Source organism: Mycolicibacterium alvei (assembly GCF_010727325.1).
Lineage (GTDB): Bacteria > Actinomycetota > Actinomycetes > Mycobacteriales > Mycobacteriaceae > Mycobacterium > Mycobacterium alvei.
Genome location: NZ_AP022565.1, coordinates 5,619,867 through 5,636,720 on the forward strand (window position 1 = coordinate 5,619,867; position 16,854 = coordinate 5,636,720).

The following is a 16,854-nucleotide window of genomic DNA, read 5'->3' on the forward strand; positions in this document are numbered from 1 at the left end:
TAATCTCGCCGGACGCGCGTCACCGGCGGTTGCGGGTGAGCTCGCTGAGCATCGCGTTGTAGGCGTCGAGTTCGTCGTCGTAGCCGCGATCACTGTGGCGGTCCTCCCGCGCTCCGGTTCGGCGGTCCTGGCGCGCCCATTGGGCCACCAGGGCAACCACCACGATGATCACCGGCAGCTCGCTCGAACCCCACGCGATGGCGCCGCCCAGGTGTTGGTCATCCGAAATGCTCTGCAACCAGGGCAGATTGACGGACCGGTAGAAGGTCTCGCCCAGGGGTGACGTCATCGTCATGGTGGCGATGCCGAAGAAGGCATGGAACGGCATGACGGCGAACAGGAGCCCGAGCCGCCCCAGGAAGGGGAGTCGCCGCGGGCCGGGGTCGATGCCGATGATGCCCCAGTAATACAGGTAGCCGGTCAGCAGGAAATGCACGCTCATGAACTCGTGGCCCCAGTGATACCGGATCAGGGTGTCGAACAAGGGGGTGAAGTAGACGAGGTACAAGGACCCGACGAACAGGAGGAACGCCGTCACCGGGTGCGACAGGAATCGCGTCACCGGGGCGTGCACGAACCACACCAGCCATTCGCGGGGCCCGGGCGCCTCACCTTTCGGTGCGGCGGGCAGTACCCGCAACGCGAGAGTGACCGGTGCGCCCAGTACCAGGAGCACCGGGACGAACATGTTCAGCGCCATGTGCTCACCCATGTGGACGCTGAACATCGCCGATCCGTAGGCACGCACTCCGGAACTCGTGGTGATCAACAGCGCTGCGCAACCCAGGGACCAGGCGATCGTGCGACCCACCGGCCAGTGGTCGCCGCGTCGCCGCAGCAGAATCGCGGCGAGGAGATAGCCGAGTGCGAGCACGATGGCTGCCGTCCCGATCAGCGGGTCGAACCGCCACACCGTCATCAGGCTGACCACATTCGGGGGTGCATCGAGCTGATAGCCCAAAAAGATGTCCCACGTTGAGAACTCGTGGACGGTGAATCGTGGCGGCACACTGCTCGCGGCGAGCGCCACCGCGGCGGTGACGACGATCATCGCGGCCGCAGACACGGTGTCCACAAGCCGTGACGGGGTGCGGCGGGTCAGCAGAAGTGCGCCGTCGCCGACCCACACCAGCGCCAGCAGCGCCCCGGCGACCACCACGGCCCGCCCGTAGGCCGAACCCAGGATCGGCAACCCGCCCAACATCAGCGTGGCCAGAACGGCGCCGTAGACGAGGGTGACCGCTCCGCAGGCCAACTGCAGCACCTGGACCCGGCGTCGAACCACGACGTCCGGCAATCCAGTGGAGACGATCTTCGTTCCGGCCCATACCGCGACCGTCACGGAGAAGACGAGCACCGCGCTCGTGGCGATGTCATGGTCCGGGCCCTGCCCGGCATTGCCCGTCACCGGTACTGCCACCACTCCGATCAATGCCGGCAGCAGGGCCAGACAATGTCCGATCCAGCGGAGAGTGAAACGCACGCCGACGGCCAGCACCAGTGCGCACATCGCCGCCACGCACCACCCGCGGGCGACCTCTGAGGCCGCGATGGCGCTGCCGAGGCCGGGACCGGAGATGAGCCGGCCGACGGAAATTCCCGCGTCGGCGGACGCCGAGACGACGATCATCGCGGTGGCGCAGCAGGCCCAGATCGCGGCGACACGTTCGACGAGCAGATGCGCCGGAAACGATGCCGCGTCGATTCGCCCGTCGTCGCGCGGTGTCGCGGTCATCACAATCCAGACCAGTGCTCCGGCGCACACCGCACCGGCCAGGGTGGCGGCCCAGTGCCCGAGCAACCTAGCTGCGCTGGTGACTGTTCCCGGGTCAGCGATCCCCGCTGCCGCCAGCCGCTGCGCGCCCAACTGCAATGCACACAGGAACAGCACCGCAGTGCACCCTGCGACGGTGGCAATCAACATCAGGCGTGCCCGCCGCACACTGGCGGCAACGGGCATACGCATACGCGCCATAGTCGGACCGGCCTTCCGCCGCGGAAATAAACCAACGTCGCGGCACCGCGATTCTACGACAACGCGTCGTAGTGGTGTCGGGCCGGGAACCTCGGCACCGGATCAGGCGGCGGGGTCATCTGCGGCGCGGAGATGCCGCCGGGTCGGCGCGACCGGGCCCGATTCGTCATCCTCGCCGTGTGCCTTGGGCGACGGGTCATGTGGGCGCTCGGTGCGCGCCGCCCACAATGCAACGACCGCGGCCAACGCCACCGGAACGTGGCTCAGGACCCGGACCGGGGTGACCTGCCCCGCCAGTGCATCCGACACCACGTAATAGGAGAGGAATCCGCAGTAGGTCACCAGCACACAGGCGAGACCGGGTGCGATTCGCCGGCGGTACGCCATCGCAATCGTCGCGATTCCCAGGGCCGCCGACCACGCCGTGGACTCGTTCAGCAGGTGAGCCCCGCTGGCCGAGCCGTGATGCGCGGCAACCATCCCGAAATTGATGCCTGTCGCTTGCGCGATCGCCAATCCCACCTGGGCCACCCCGATGACGAGGATTGCGATGGTCAGCAGGTGGGGCCTCAGCCGTTGCCACAGCCCACTCGCGGCGCCTGTCCCGTGGTTCGGGCGTCCGCTCACCGTGCCGATCAGCCCGGTGTTGGCCAGGTCGCGCAATTGCCGGGCCTGAATTTCGGCCCGGTCATACCAGGTGGCGCACTCCTGGCAGTCACGCACATGCTCATCGACGCGAGCAGAGGGGACCGGCTCACGCTCCCCATCAAGGCGCGCCGAAAGCGCCTCTCGTGCCACCACGCAGTCCACCGGGTCATTGTCCCGCATTCACCTCGGGGATTGCACACCTGCTCGGCTCGGCGGCCCGAACATCGACAACGCTGGTCACACGGTCGGTGAGTAGGGGAGATTGCTGCTGGTCTGCGGGTCGACATGGACCGGTCTGCCCACATAGGGGAAAGCCCGTTGCGGGCACGCCGGCCGGTCACAGATCCGGCAGCCCGCCCCGATGGGGACGGTGGCCTCAGGGTCGCTGAGGTCGATACCCGCCGAGTAGACGAGTTTGTCCGCGTGGGCGAGGTCGCATCCCAACCCGATGGCGAAATTCTTGGGCGTCCCCAGGTACCTGCTCGGTGCCGATCCCGAGGTCCTCGCGATCCAGAAATAGCTCCGGCCGTCCGGCATCTGAGCGACCTGGGTCGAGAACTCCCCGGGACGGGAGAACGCCTGGTGCACCACCCATAGCGGACAGTTCCCGCCTACCCTTGAGAAGTGAAAGGCTGTGGCGGACTGACGCTTCGAGATGTTTCCCGCGCTGTCGGTGCGGACGAAGATGAACGGTACGCCGCGCGCATCGGGCCGCTGCAGTGTCGACAGCCGATGGCAGATCGTTTCGAATCCCATCTCGAAACGTCGGGCCAGCTGGTCGATGTCGTAGCGTAGGTCCTCGGCTGCGGCCAGGAACATCCGGTAGGGGAGCAGTAACGCGCCGGCGAAGTAGTTGGCCAGCCCGATTCGGGCGACATCCCTTGCCTCTGTGCTCAATTGGTCATCCGTGGCGACGATGGAATTGATCAGCCCGGAATGCAGCAACAGTGCGATCTGGGTGGCGAGCTGGAATGCGCGCTGGCCGGGCAACAGCCACCGCGCCACATGGAGCGTGCCGACCTCGGGCTGGTATCGCCGCTTCACGCTGGAACCCAGCACATCGCCGTCATCCACGATCACCGAGATGCCGAACTCGCCTGACAGCAAGTCGGCCAATTGTCGGTCGAGACCTCCGATCTGGAGGTGATGGCGGGTGAACAGATCCTCGGCGGCCCGGTCGAGTGCGTCGATGTAGTTGCGGCGGTCATAGAAGAAATCGCGCACTTCTTCGAAAGGCATCGGCTGTTGCGTACCGGTCTGCGCGTCCAAGTTGGCCCGCCCGTGAACCGCCTCCAGCTCGGCGGTGGCATCGTGCAACCGGCGGTGCATGGTCACCATGGTTTGGCCCACCTCGGGCATGCGGGCGACGAGCTCCTCGATCTGCGCGGCGGTGGCCGGGCTGTCGACCAGAATCTCGCGCAGGTCCGACACCAGCCGGGCGTCGGCATCGGGGGTGAAGTACTGCGTCGGCAGGTCGAAGCGATCGGCCAGAGCCAGCAGCACCGGGACCGTGATCGGTCGCTGGTCGTTCTCGAGTTGGTTGACGTAGCTGGTCGACAGGCCCAACGCGCGCGCCAGCGCGACCTGCGTGAGGCCTTTCTCATCGCGTAGCCGTCGCAGACGGGCGCCGGCGAATGTTTTCGTCACCGTCGGCGACACTACGCCGATCGGCTTCCACAACATTCGCAAAAATGTCTGGACACAGGACACAAAAATACGCATTTACAGGTACTTCCGCTGGTAAATCGACCTGCGTACCGTGCGGAACATGCTTGAACATGACGTCAAAACACGGCGCAGCGCCGAGGTCTTCCCGCGTAGTGAACACCTGGCTTGGAAGATCGCCGAGATCGCCGTCGACCCGGTGGCCGTACTGCCCGAGACCGAGGCGATGGTGATCAACCGCATCATCGACAACGCCGCCGTCTCGGCCGCGTCGGTGATTCGCCGGCCGGTGACGGTCGCCCGCGCGCAGGCACTGGCGCACAAGACACCGCGGGGCGCAGGAGTGTTCGGCGTCGACGGCACGGTTTCGCCCGAGTGGGCGGCCTGGGCCAACGGCGTCGCAGTTCGGGAGCTGGATTTTCACGACACCTTCCTGGCCGCCGAATACTCGCATCCGGGCGACAACATCCCTGCGCTCGTCGCGGTGGCACAACAGCTCGGCGTGGGGGGTTCCGACCTGATCCGCGGCATCGCCACGGCCTACGAGGTACAGGTCGACCTGGTCAAGGGAATCTGCCTGCACGAGCACAAGATCGACCACGTCGCCCATCTGGGACCGTCGGTGGCTGCCGGGTTGGGCACCATGTTGCGGCTGGATCCCGAGATCATTTACGCCGCGATCGGTCAGGCGCTGCACCTGACCACCGCCACCCGGCAATCGCGCAAGGGCCTGATCTCCAGCTGGAAAGCCTTCGCACCGGCCTGGGCAGGCAAGGTCGCGATCGAAGCCGTCGACCGCGCGATGCGCGGCGAGGGTTCACCGGCGCCGATCTGGGAGGGCGAGGACGGTGTCATCGCGTGGCTGCTCTCGGGACCGGAGCACACCTACCGCGTGCCGCTACCGGCTCCGGGTGAACCCAAGCGGGCCATCCTCGACACCTACACCAAGGAGCATTCGGCGGAGTACCAGAGCCAGGCCCCGATCGACCTGGCTCGCCGGATGCGTGGGCGGATCGGCGACCTGGACCAGATCGCCACCATCGTGCTGCACACCAGCCACCACACCCACGTCGTGATCGGCACCGGATCCAATGATCCTCAGAAGTTCGATCCCGACGCGTCCCGCGAAACGCTGGACCACTCGGTGATGTACATCTTCGCCGTCGCACTGCAGGACGGCACCTGGCATCACGAACGGTCCTATGCTCCCGAGCGCGCCCACCGGCCCGACACCATCGAACTGTGGCGCAAGATCAGCACCGTCGAGGACCCGGAGTGGACCCGGCGCTACCACTCCGATGATCCGGCGGAGAAAGCGTTCGGTGCCAAGGCAGTCATCACGCTCAAGAGCGGCGAGACGATCGTCGACGAGCTGGCCATCGCTGACGCGCACCCGCTTGGTGCCCGGCCCTTCGAACGTGCGCAGTACGTCGCCAAGTTCGCCGAATTGGCCGAAGGTGTCGTGGAAGTCGAAGAGCAGCAACGGTTCCTGAGTGCGGTCGAGAACATTTCGGTGACCAAATCCGGCGGCCTCGGTGCACTCAATGTGCGCGTCGACCCGCGGGTGCTGGACAAGGCGCCCACGGTGTCCTCCGGGATTTTCCGATGAGCGGGTTGCTCGGCTCAGCCACCCCGGCATCCGAGAAGCGACGAAAGTTCCGCCGCGGGTTGGAGTCCGGTCGGCTCCTGCGCTTTCCCGGTGCGTTCTCTCCGCTGGTGGCCAAGCTCGTTGCCGAGATCGGCTTCGACGGCGTGTACGTCTCGGGCGCGGTCCTGTCAGCCGACCTGGGCTTGCCGGATATCGGGTTGACGACCCTGACCGAGGTGGTGGGCCGCGGCGGCCAGATCGCCTCGGCCACCGACCTTCCGACGTTCATCGACGCCGACACCGGATTCGGCGAGCCGATGAGCGCCGCACGCACCGTGACGCTGCTCGAAGATGCCGGCTTGGCCGGATTGCACCTCGAGGACCAGGTGAATCCGAAGCGGTGCGGCCATCTCGACGGTAAGGCCGTGGTGGAGACCTCCGAGATGGTCAAGCGTCTGCGGGCTGCCGTTGCTGCGCGCAGAGATCCCAACTTCATCATCTGCGCCCGCACCGACGCCGCGGGTATCGAGGGGATTCCCGCGGCCATCGACCGGGCCAAGGCCTACGCCGACGCCGGCGCAGACCTGATCTTTACCGAGGCGCTGCACACCCCAGCCGATTTCGAGCAGTTCCGCGAGGCGGTCGGCGTGCCGCTGCTGGCCAACATGACCGAGTTCGGCAAGTCCGAACTTCTGACCGCGGGGCAGTTGTCCGAAATCGGCTACAACGCGGTGATCTACCCGGTGACGACCCTGCGCCTGGCGATGCACGCGGTCGAGGTCGGTCTACGCGAAATTTCATCGGCTGGAACGCAATCCGGCCTTGTGGATCAGATGCAGCACCGCAGCCGGCTCTACGAACTGCTGCGCTACACCGATTACAACCAGTTCGACTCCGATATCTACAACTTCTCGCTGCAAGGGGCGACGCAGTGACCATTACTGCCAACGGCACCGCCGACACACCGAAGATCTACAAAGGTCTGGCCGGGGTGGTGGTCGACACCACTGCCATCTCCAAGGTCGTGCCGGAAACCAACACCCTGACCTACCGGGGGTACCCGGTGCAGGACCTGGCCGCCCACTGCGGCTTCGAGCAGGTGGCCTACCTGTTGTGGCACGGCGAACTGCCGACCGATCAGGAACTGGCATTGTTCACCCAGCGGGAGCGGGCCTCGCGCCGCATCGACCGCTCGATGCAGTCCCTGCTGGCCAAGCTGCCGGACAACTGCCATCCGATGGATGTGGTGCGTACCGCGATCAGCTACCTGGGCGCCGAGGATCCGGAAGAGGACGACAGCAGCCCCTCGGCCAACTTCGACAAGTCGTTGCGGATGTTCGCGGTGCTGCCCACCATCGTCGCAGCCGATATGCGCCGGCGTCGCGGGCTGGAACCGATTGCCCCGCACAGCCACATGGGGTATTCGGAGAACTTTCTCAACATGTGTTTCGGTGCGGTGCCGGACCCGGTGATCGTCAACGCTTTCGAGCGGTCGATGGTCCTCTACGCCGAGCACAGCTTCAACGCGTCCACCTTCGCCGCCCGCGTGGTCACCTCGACCCAGTCCGATATCTACAGTGCGGTCACGGCCGCGATCGGCGCCTTGAAGGGCTCGCTGCACGGCGGCGCCAACGAGGCCGTGATGCACGACATGCTCGAGATCGGCTCGGCCGACCGTGCTGCGGAATGGCTGCACGGCAAGCTGTCCCGCAAGGACAAGGTGATGGGATTCGGCCATCGGGTCTACAAGAACGGTGACTCCCGGGTGCCCACGATGAAAGCTGCCTTGCAGGACGTCGCGGAGGCGCGGGACGGTCAGCGCTGGATGGACATCTATAACGTGCTGGAAAGTGCGATGTTCGCGGCCACCAAGATCAAGCCGAACCTCGACTTCCCGACCGGTCCGGCCTACTACCTGATGGGCTTCGACATCCCCAGCTTCACACCGCTTTTCGTGATGAGCCGGATCACCGGCTGGACTGCGCACATCATGGAGCAGGCCGCGTCGAACGCACTCATCCGTCCGCTCAGTGACTACAGCGGACTGCCGCAGCGCGCGCTCTCGTGATCTCCAAGGTTCTGGTCGCCAATCGTGGCGAGATCGCGATCCGTGCGTTCCGCGCTGCTTATGAGATGGGCATTGCGACGGTGGCGGTGTATCCGTACGAGGATCGCAATTCGTTGCACCGCCTGAAAGCCGACGAGTCGTATCAGATCGGTGAGATCGGTCATCCGGTGCGGGCGTATCTGTCGGTAGACGAGATTATTCGGGTGGCTCGGCATTCGGGTGCTGATGCGGTGTATCCGGGTTATGGGTTTCTGTCGGAGAATCCGGAGCTGGCCGCCGCGTGTGCGGAGGCCGGGATCACCTTTGTGGGGCCTTCGGCCCAGGTGCTGGAGTTGACCGGCAACAAGGCGCGGGCGATCGATGCGGCTCGCGCCGCGGGCCTGCCGGTACTGGCGTCTTCAGAGCCATCCGCCTCGGTAGCTGAGTTGGTCACCGCGGCGCGGGATATGGCGTTCCCAGTGTTCGTCAAGGCCGTGGCCGGTGGCGGCGGCCGCGGCATGCGCCGGGTTGCTCATCCGGATGCGCTGCCCGAGGCCATCGAAGCCGCCTCCCGCGAGGCCGAATCAGCATTCGGCGACCCGACCGTGTTCCTGGAGCAGGCGGTCATCAATCCGCGGCATATCGAGGTGCAGATCCTGGCCGACACCGACGGCAACGTGATCCATCTCTACGAGCGGGATTGCAGCGTCCAGCGGCGGCACCAGAAGGTGATCGAGCTGGCACCGGCCCCGAATTTGGATCCGGTTCTGCGGGACCGGATTTGTGCCGATGCAGTGGCGTTCGCGCGTGAGATCGGGTATTCGTGCGCCGGAACGGTGGAGTTCCTGCTCGACGAGCGTGGGCGTCACGTGTTCATCGAAATGAACCCGCGCATCCAGGTGGAGCACACGGTGACCGAGGAGATCACCGATGTCGACCTGGTGTCGAGTCAGTTGCGTATCGCCGGTGGCCAGACACTGGCGGAACTGGGTCTCCGTCAGGAGGAGATCACACCTCGCGGCGCGGCCCTGCAGTGCCGGATCACCACCGAGGACCCGGCCAATGGTTTCCGTCCCGATACCGGTCGGATCACCGGCTATCGCTCGCCCGGCGGTTCGGGCGTACGTCTGGACGGCGGAACCCATGTCGGCGCCGAGGTTTCGGCGCATTTCGATTCGATGCTGGTGAAGCTGACCTGCCGCGGCCGCGACTTCGGTCTGGCGGTGCGCCGGGCCCGTCGCGCCGTGGCCGAATTCCGCATCCGCGGCGTCTCGACGAACATTCCCTTCCTGCAGGCCGTCCTGGATGACGATGATTTCGCCGCCGGACGGGTCACCACCTCGTTCATCGACGAACGCCCGGAGCTGTTGACGGCGCACACCCCAGCAGACCGCGGCACTCGCATCCTGAACTACTTGGCTGACGTGACGGTGAACAAGCCCCACGGACAGCGACCCTGCGCGGTGTATCCGCACGACAAGCTCCCGCGTCTAAACCTCACTGTCGCACCGGTGCCAGGCTCACGACAAAAACTGATCGAACTGGGCCCCGAGGACTTTTCGTCCTGGCTGCGGGATTCACCCTCAGTGGCCGTGACCGACACCACGTTTCGTGATGCGCATCAGTCGTTGCTGGCCACCCGGGTGCGCTCGAGCGGGCTGCTGGCAGTCGCCCCGTATGTGGCACGGATGATGCCGCAGTTGTTGTCCATCGAGTGTTGGGGTGGGGCGACATACGATGTGGCGCTTCGGTTCTTGAAGGAGGATCCGTGGGAGCGGTTGGCCGCCCTGCGGGAAGCCGTGCCCAACATCTGTCTGCAGATGCTGCTGCGGGGGCGCAACACGGTGGGGTATACGCCGTATCCGGAATTGGTGACGTCGGCGTTCGTCGACGAGGCGACCCGAACCGGCATCGATATCTTCCGGATCTTCGATGCGCTCAACAACGTCGAGTCGATGCGTCCGGCGATCGATGCGGTGCGCGAGACCGGTACGGCGATCGCCGAGGTGGCGATGTCCTACACCGGGGATCTCAGTGACCCGAGCGAGAACCTGTACACGCTGGACTACTACCTGAAGCTGGCCGAACAGATCGTCGATGCCGGTGCGCATGTGCTGGCGATCAAGGACATGGCGGGGTTGTTGCGTCCGCATTCTGCGCATCTGTTGGTGAGTGCCCTGCGGTCGCGCTTCGATCTGCCGGTGCATGTGCACACCCATGACACTCCGGGTGGGCAGTTGGCGACGTATCTGGCGGCCTGGCAGGCCGGAGCCAGTGCGGTGGACGGCGCGGCCGCGCCGTTGGCGGGCACGACGAGTCAGCCGGCGTTGTCCTCGATCGTGGCCGCGGCCGCGCACACGTCGTTCGATACCGGGTTGTCGCTGGGTGCGGTCTGCGATCTGGAGCCCTACTGGGAGGCGCTGCGCAAGGTGTACGCGCCGTTCGAGTCCGGGTTGCCGGCACCCACGGGTCGTGTCTACACGCACGAGATTCCCGGTGGGCAGCTGAGCAATCTGCGGCAGCAGGCCATCGCGCTGGGGCTGGGGGATCGGTTCGAGGAGATCGAGATCGCGTACTCCGCGGCCGACCGGGTGCTGGGCCGGTTGGTGAAGGTGACCCCGTCGAGCAAGGTGGTCGGGGACCTGGCGTTGTCTCTGGTGGGTACCGGGGCCAGCGCACAGGAGTTCGCCGCAGATCCGGCGCGCTATGACATTCCGGACAGCGTGATCGGGTTCCTGCGGGGTGAGCTCGGAGATCCTCCGGGTGGGTGGCCGGAACCGTTGCGCACCAGGGCGTTAGAAGGCCGAGGTCCGGCCAGGCCGATCGAGGTGCTCTCTGCTGAGGATGAGGAGTTGTTGGCCGCGCCGGGACCCAAGCGTCAGGCGGCGTTGAACCGGTTGCTGTTCCCCGCGCCGACCAAGGAGTTCGAGGCGCACCGCGAAACCTACGGTGACACCTCGCGGCTGAGCGCGAACCAGTTCTTCTACGGCCTGCGCCGGGGTGAGGAACACCGGGTCGAGTTGGAAAAGGGTGTCCAGCTGCTGATCGGTTTGGAAGCGATCTCGGATGCCGATGAGCGTGGGATGCGCACGGTGATGTGCATCCTCAACGGTCAGCTGCGTCCGATCACCGTGCGCGACCGCAGTATCGCCAGTGAGGTCCCGGCCGCAGAGAAGGCTGATCGCAACAACCCGGATCATGTCGCGGCACCGTTCGCCGGTGTGGTCACCGTCGGGGTGGCGGCCGGCGACACCGTGGCAGCCGGCGCGACGATCGCCACCATCGAGGCGATGAAGATGGAAGCGGCCATCACCGCACCCAAGACCGGCACCGTGGAGCGCATCGCAGTCGCGAGAACCGCGCAGGTCGAAGGCGGCGATCTGATCCTCGTCATCACTTAACACGATGACCGCTTTAGCCCACTGCGGCTGGAAGATTCGCCGTCGCCTATGGAGGTACCTGTGTCCCTGAACACCGTCGCGCTCGAGTTGGTGCCGCCCAACCTCGATCGCGGAGCAGACCACGCATTGGAGGAAGCGCAGAAGGTGGCGCGACTCGCCGCGGGCAGCGCTGTGGGAAAACACCTCGGCCACGTCATGATCCCGGCGATGATCGCCGAAGACGACGACCGACCCATCGAGATGAAATCGAAGATGGACGTCCTCGACTACTGGTCGATCATTGCGCCCCAGCTTCCCGGGGTGCGTGGGCTGTGCACCCAGGTCACCTCCTTTTCCGACGAGACGTCATTGCGCAGCCGGCTGACCAACCTCCGCGGAGCGGGATTTGACGGCGTGACCTTCGTGGGTGTGCCACGCACGATGAGCGACGGCGAAGGCTCCGGCATCGCACCGACCGACGCCTTGTCGAAATTCGACGGCCTCGTCGAGAACCGCGGGGTGATCCTGATCCCCACCCGTGACGCAGAGCAGGGCCGTTTCTCGTTCAAATGCGACAAAGGCGCCACCTTCGCGATGACCCAGTTGCTCTATTCAGATGCGGTGGTCGGTTTCCTGCGTCGGTTCGCGCAGGAAAGTGACCACAGGCCCGAGGTCCTGCTGTCATTCGGCTTTGTGCCGAAGCTGGAAACGAACGTGGGGCTCATCGACTGGCTGATCCAAGACCCGGGAAATGAAACCGTCGCGCAGGAGCAGGCTTTCGTGAAATCCCTGGCCGCGGGTGAACCCGCCGACAAGCGGCGACGGCTCGTTGACCTCTACAAGCGGGTCATTGATGGAGTGGCCGACCTCGGGTACCCCCTCAGCCTGCATTTCGAGGCGCCATACGGTGTTTCCCGGCCCGCTTTCGAGACCTTCGCCGAGATGCTGGACTACTGGTCACCCGCACCGGCGCCCTGAGTGGACCACAGATGAACTACCACCGTCGCGGCGCAGCATCGGCGCGTCTCCGGCCCACTCAAATGCGGGTCATGGGGGTGTTGAACGCGACACCGGATTCTTTTTGGGCCGACAGCAGATTTGATGTCAGCGCACTGGCGGTTGCGGCTGGACGACGCATGTTCGACGCCGGGGCGTGGGCGGTCGACATCGGTGGAGAATCCACCCGGCCCGGCGCTGTGCCGGTATCCGTCGACCAGGAACTCGCTCGAGTGCTACCCGTCGTCGGTGGGCTCGCACACCTGGGCACGGTCTCCGTGGATACGCGCAACCGTGAAGTGGCCGAGGAGGCTGTCCGAGCCGGCGCCGGCATCATCAACGATGTCTCGGGCAAACTCTACGATCTGGCAGGGCGGCTGGGTGTCGGATATGTCAGCGTGCACTCCCAGACGGTGCCCGTCCTCGCCGGAGTATTCCCGGAGTACGAGGACGTGGTCGGTGAGGTGGCGTGCTACGTCACCAGCGTCGCGCAGGCGGCCGCCACCGGCGGTGCCGGGCCGGTCTGGATCGACCCGGGCATCGGATTCGGAAAATCCCCCCAGGACAACCTGGAGTTGCTGCGCCGACTACCGGAGCTCTGCGATCAGGGTTTCCCGGTGTTGCTCGGAGTGAGCCGAAAATCATTCATCGGCAGTATCACTGGACGCACAGTCGATGACCGATTGGCTGGGTCTCTGGCCGTGGTTGCGCCGGCGTGGTCGGCGGGCGTCGACGTCATCCGGGTGCACGATGTCGCCGAGACGCTGGACACCATTGCGATGCTTCAGGCGATCTGGGGACCACCGCCGGGACCATGAGGTCGGACCCCAGGTATCAACAGGTGAGCCGCGGAGTGTGGGATAGCTCACGTCTGGTGTTGCTGTGGCGGTGCAGAATTGGCTGAGACGAGCCGCCGACGGAGAAAGTCGACCACAACCACCCCGCCTGCTTCGCAGTAGCGTTCGCGGACGTGACTCGATTGCGTCGCAGCTGCCGTCTTCCGCACATCGAAGCGCGGCCGTCCTGGTCTGCAGCCCGCGGTGCCCGAAGGCTGCGCGAGAAACGCTGTTGTACTGGGCATTTGGAACCGCTCCGAATATCAACGGTTGTTGTGAGTCGGATTTGGCCTCAGCCTGCGTACCGAAAGGGAAGCCCCATCATCGGGAGAGTTTTGGTTAGTCTCACCCTCGCTGATCTGAGGAGGCTGCGGATCCGGGCGTGGCGCACACATATGGGTGGTGCACCCCGGCCTGCGCCGGACAAAGGGGGATGGGCATGTGCCGTGCGATGAAGTGTTGCAGGACAAGGTGACTGGCTGACAGTCGGTTCCAATGCAATCAACCGATCCCGTACTGGAAACGAAAGGTGAGGCTGGGTCTCATCGACCCGCCGATATACAGATATGACCGCTACCGATTCACCCGCAACGCCCGCCGTGTCCGAGGGGCTGGTCTCGATTCTTCGTGACGATCTCGAACTGCCATGTCAATCACTCAGTGCCAATACCCGTCTCGTCGAGGACCTCGGGATGGATTCGGTCTCGTTCGCCGTCGGCCTGGTGACGATCGAAGAGAAATTCGGTGTACAGCTCAGCGAGGAAGACCTCATCACCTGCCGTACTGTGGGTGATCTGCAGTCGGTGATCGACCTCAGGAGCGGGGCATGAACCCGCTCGCCGGCGCCTTGCGGGCGGCGATGGTCGGCTCACCGCACGACCTGGTGGTTCTGGACCGCGACACCGACACCTGGCAGCGTCGCCCATGGCCCGAGGTGCACGGCATCGCCGAGCAAGTCGCGGCCTACCTTCTGAGCCGGGACCAGCCCGGCGCGGTTGGACTGGTCGGCGAGCCGACGGTGGAACTGATTGCCGCCATTCAGGGTTCGTGGCTGGCGGGCGCCGGGGTACCGATCCTGCCGCGGCCCCAGCGGGGCGCCGATCCGTCGGAGTGGGCGCGAGCCACGCTATCCCGGTTCAGCAGAATCGGTGTGACCACGGTGTTCAGCTACGGCGTCACCCTGGAGCTGCTGCGGGATGAAGGCATGTCGTTGACGGTGAGCGATATCGCTGATGCGGCGCGCACCTCGACCTCGGGCCAGCAGCGGTATCCCGACAGTGCCGACGTGGCCATCCTGCAGGGCACAGCTGGATCCACCGGTTCTCCGCGCACTGCGGTGCTACGTCCGGAAGCCGTGCTGAACAACATTCTGGCCGTCACCCAGCGATTGTCGCTGGGCCACAACGATGTCGGGTGCTCGTGGTTGCCGATCTACCACGACATGGGCCTGGCCATGGTGCTGACATCGACGATGTCCGGCGGGTCGTTGTGGCTGGCGCCGACGGGCGCGTTCTCGGCTGCCCCGCTGCGGTGGGCCGATTGGCTGTCCGAATCCGGCGCAACCCTCACTGCCGGACCGAATTTCGGCTACTCGGTGCTCGGTCGATTCGCGAACCGCATATCCGACGTCGATCTCGGCGCGGTGCGGATCGCGATCAACGGGGGTGAGCCCGTCGACTGTGCCGGTGTCGATCGCTTTGCCATCGGCATGAGCAGGTTCGGGTTCGACGCCGCAGCGATGACACCGTCCTACGGGATGGCCGAATCGACCTGCGCGGTAACCATTCCCGCTCCGGGCGAAGGCCTGCGCATCGACATTCCGGACGCTGCGGACGAGGACCGGCGCTATGCGCTGCTGGGTCGTCCGGTATCGGGCATGGAGATCCGCATCGTCCCGTCTTCGCACGACGAGTCCGCTGCCGTCGGCGAAGTCGAGATCCGGGGCTCGTCGATGATGACGTCCTACCTGGGGGATGCACCCGTCGACGCGGGTACGAGCGGTGAGTGGTTCCCGACGGGTGACATCGGCTATCTGGTCGACGGTGCGCTGGTGATCTGTGGGCGCTCCAAGGAGATCATCACGATCGCCGGACGCAATATCTTCCCCACGGAGATCGAGCAGGTAGTCGGTGAGGTGGACGGCGTGCGTGAGGGAGCGGTCGTCGCTGTCGGTACGGAATCCGGTGCCGCGCAATCACGGCTCCTGGTGGCAGCTGAGTTCATCGGCACCGAGCAGGACGCCACTCGCAGTGCCGTAATCCGGCGAATCGTGTCGGTGTGCGGCGTGACGCCCGCCGACGTCGTGCTGATGTCGCCGGGGTCGTTGCCACGCACGTCGTCAGGAAAACTCCGGCGACTGGAGGTCCGTCGTCAACTGGAGGCGGCGCGGTAGCGCACGCCGGGCGCGATGAGTTTTACCCTCATCCCGAGTCCTATCAGCATCCATTGTTGACGAAACGGGAGAAACGCGTGACCCAGCTGCTCAAAGTCCAGAACTTCAACGTCTCCAGCGACGGTTTCGGGGCCGGCGAGAACCAGAGTTTTGAGCGTCCGTTCGGTCATGCCGACCCGGGCGAGATTTTCGCCTGGGTGGGCGCAACGGCCAGCTGGCCCAACCGCACCGAGCCGGGTGGTAGTCGTGGACTCGACGACTACCTCACCCGCGACTTCCACCACAACATCGGTGCCGAGATCATGGGCCGCAACAAGTTCAGTCCGTACCGCGGCCCGTGGCAGGATCACGCCGACTGGCAGGGCTGGTGGGGTGAGGAACCGCCGTTCCACACCCCGGTGTTTGTCATGACCCATCATGAGCGGCCGTCGTTCACCCTGTCCGACACGACCTTCCATTTCGTCGACGCCGATCCGGCAACTGTGCTCGAACAGGCCCGGGCCGCTGCGCAGGGCAAGGATGTGCGGTTGGGCGGGGGAGCGAGCACCATCCGGGAGTTCCTGGACGCCGGTCTGGTCGACACCCTGCATGTGGCGGTGGCCCCGGCCGAGCTGGGCAGTGGTTCGCGCCTCTGGGAGTCACCGGACGAGCTGAACGACCGCTTCCACCATGAGGTGGTCCCGAGCCCGGGCGGCGCGGTCACCCATCACCTGTTCTGGCGACGCTGAGCCAGGCGGGTCGTGCGTCAGTCCCGGCAACGCACCCCGCGCTCGAACGTGCGGATGACGGCAGGGGCGGCCGCGTGCTGCGGCATGAGGCCGTCCTTGGAGTCCTGGCAGGCCCACATCACCAGACCATAGAGCGCGTGTTCGAGCCATTGTGTGCTCGATTCTGGATCGAACACGCCTTCGGCCTGGCCGCGTTCGATCAGGCTGGTCAGATAGCTGTTGTCAGGCACCGCCTCCGGTGGCAGCCCACGAAGAACGGTGGGGTCGTCGAAAAGAAACAGCAGCCGGTTACCGACCGAGATCATCGCGTTGATGACGCGCCGCATCGCCTCGATCGCGCAGCCGTCCTCTGGCGCGGCAGCGGCCACGGCGCCGGCCACGACCTGTACCGAGTCGATAATCGTCGCGTTGATCAGGGATTCCCGGTCGGGGAAGTAGCGGTGCACGGTGGTGCGCCCGACGCCGGCCGCCTTGGCGATATCGGGCAAGGTGGCGGTCCGGTCGTCGGCCAGGACGGCGGCGGCGGCCTCGATGATGGCCCCGCGGGTGCGCGCCTGAGTGCCCGAGAGCTCGCCTGTGGTCATCCGTCGATGGTATCG

Annotated in this window: 13 protein-coding genes; 9 read left to right on the forward strand and 4 right to left on the reverse strand. The window is 65.6% G+C overall.

Annotated elements, in window-relative coordinates; translation table 11 throughout:
• Window positions 1-19: 19 nt before the first annotated feature.
• The 3 genes from G6N44_RS26880 to G6N44_RS26890 form a co-directional block, all read right to left on the reverse strand.
• The gene (locus tag G6N44_RS26880; protein WP_372508232.1) at window positions 20-1,975 is read right to left on the reverse strand and encodes a cytochrome c oxidase assembly protein; all 1,956 of its coding nucleotides are present in this window, start codon (window positions 1,973-1,975) and stop codon (window positions 20-22) included.
• Window positions 1,976-2,077: 102 nt separating this feature from the next.
• A complete protein-coding gene (locus G6N44_RS26885; protein WP_235682892.1) occupies window positions 2,078-2,803 on the reverse strand; it encodes a zf-HC2 domain-containing protein in 726 nt (241 codons plus the stop codon).
• Between the two features lie 57 nt (window positions 2,804-2,860).
• Entirely contained in the window at window positions 2,861-4,306 is a 1,446-nt protein-coding gene (locus tag G6N44_RS26890) for a short-chain fatty acyl-CoA regulator family protein (protein ID WP_179964450.1), read from the reverse strand.
• Window positions 4,307-4,391: 85 nt separating this feature from the next.
• Here G6N44_RS26890 and prpD point away from each other — a divergent pair, with 85 nt between their 5' ends.
• From prpD to G6N44_RS26935, 9 genes are all read left to right on the forward strand, one after another.
• Window positions 4,392-5,897 (forward strand): 2-methylcitrate dehydratase PrpD, encoded by a 1,506-nt coding sequence (prpD, locus tag G6N44_RS26895; RefSeq protein WP_163669307.1) that lies wholly within the window; start codon window positions 4,392-4,394, stop codon window positions 5,895-5,897.
• The gene (gene prpB / locus G6N44_RS26900; protein ID WP_163669311.1) at window positions 5,894-6,811 is read left to right on the forward strand and encodes a methylisocitrate lyase; all 918 of its coding nucleotides are present in this window, start codon (window positions 5,894-5,896) and stop codon (window positions 6,809-6,811) included. The genes prpD and prpB overlap by 4 nt, the downstream gene beginning before the upstream one ends.
• On the forward strand, window positions 6,808-7,944 hold the full coding sequence (locus tag G6N44_RS26905) for a bifunctional 2-methylcitrate synthase/citrate synthase (RefSeq protein WP_179964451.1): 1,137 nt from the start codon (window positions 6,808-6,810) through the stop codon (window positions 7,942-7,944). The genes prpB and G6N44_RS26905 overlap by 4 nt, the downstream gene beginning before the upstream one ends.
• Complete coding sequence (locus G6N44_RS26910) at window positions 7,941-11,324, forward strand: pyruvate carboxylase (protein WP_163669313.1); 3,384 nt, start codon at window positions 7,941-7,943, stop codon at window positions 11,322-11,324. The genes G6N44_RS26905 and G6N44_RS26910 overlap by 4 nt, the downstream gene beginning before the upstream one ends.
• A gap of 60 nt (window positions 11,325-11,384) precedes the next feature.
• Window positions 11,385-12,281 (forward strand): mycobacterial-type methylenetetrahydrofolate reductase, encoded by an 897-nt coding sequence (locus tag G6N44_RS26915; protein ID WP_163669315.1) that lies wholly within the window; start codon window positions 11,385-11,387, stop codon window positions 12,279-12,281.
• A gap of 71 nt (window positions 12,282-12,352) precedes the next feature.
• Entirely contained in the window at window positions 12,353-13,117 is a 765-nt protein-coding gene (gene folP, locus G6N44_RS26920) for a dihydropteroate synthase (RefSeq protein WP_163669316.1), read from the forward strand.
• Between the two features lie 584 nt (window positions 13,118-13,701).
• On the forward strand, window positions 13,702-13,965 hold the full coding sequence (locus tag G6N44_RS26925) for an acyl carrier protein (protein ID WP_163669317.1): 264 nt from the start codon (window positions 13,702-13,704) through the stop codon (window positions 13,963-13,965).
• The gene (gene mbtM, locus G6N44_RS26930) at window positions 13,962-15,527 is read left to right on the forward strand and encodes a long-chain-fatty acid--ACP ligase MbtM (protein ID WP_163669318.1); all 1,566 of its coding nucleotides are present in this window, start codon (window positions 13,962-13,964) and stop codon (window positions 15,525-15,527) included. Before G6N44_RS26925 ends, mbtM begins: the two co-directional genes overlap by 4 nt.
• A gap of 77 nt (window positions 15,528-15,604) precedes the next feature.
• The gene (locus G6N44_RS26935) at window positions 15,605-16,255 is read left to right on the forward strand and encodes a dihydrofolate reductase family protein (RefSeq protein WP_163669321.1); all 651 of its coding nucleotides are present in this window, start codon (window positions 15,605-15,607) and stop codon (window positions 16,253-16,255) included.
• Between the two features lie 17 nt (window positions 16,256-16,272).
• Here the strand turns inward: G6N44_RS26935 and G6N44_RS26940 are convergent, their stop codons facing one another.
• Window positions 16,273-16,839 (reverse strand): TetR/AcrR family transcriptional regulator, encoded by a 567-nt coding sequence (locus tag G6N44_RS26940; protein ID WP_163669323.1) that lies wholly within the window; start codon window positions 16,837-16,839, stop codon window positions 16,273-16,275.
• Between the last annotated feature and the right edge of the window lie 15 nt (window positions 16,840-16,854).

Coding starts and splice junctions, on each gene's coding strand:
- G6N44_RS26890 (WP_179964450.1), bottom strand. CDS start 4,306: ATGTTGTGGAAGCCGATCGGCGTAGTGTCGCCGACGGTGACGAAAACA.
- G6N44_RS26940 (WP_163669323.1), bottom strand. CDS start 16,839: ATGACCACAGGCGAGCTCTCGGGCACTCAGGCGCGCACCCGCGGGGCC.
- G6N44_RS26885 (WP_235682892.1), bottom strand. CDS start 2,803: ATGCGGGACAATGACCCGGTGGACTGCGTGGTGGCACGAGAGGCGCTT.
- mbtM (WP_163669318.1), top strand. CDS start 13,962: ATGAACCCGCTCGCCGGCGCCTTGCGGGCGGCGATGGTCGGCTCACCG.
- G6N44_RS26925 (WP_163669317.1), top strand. CDS start 13,702: ATGACCGCTACCGATTCACCCGCAACGCCCGCCGTGTCCGAGGGGCTG.
- prpB (WP_163669311.1), top strand. CDS start 5,894: ATGAGCGGGTTGCTCGGCTCAGCCACCCCGGCATCCGAGAAGCGACGA.
- prpD (WP_163669307.1), top strand. CDS start 4,392: ATGCTTGAACATGACGTCAAAACACGGCGCAGCGCCGAGGTCTTCCCG.
- G6N44_RS26880 (WP_372508232.1), bottom strand. CDS start 1,975: ATGGCGCGTATGCGTATGCCCGTTGCCGCCAGTGTGCGGCGGGCACGC.
- folP (WP_163669316.1), top strand. CDS start 12,353: ATGGGGGTGTTGAACGCGACACCGGATTCTTTTTGGGCCGACAGCAGA.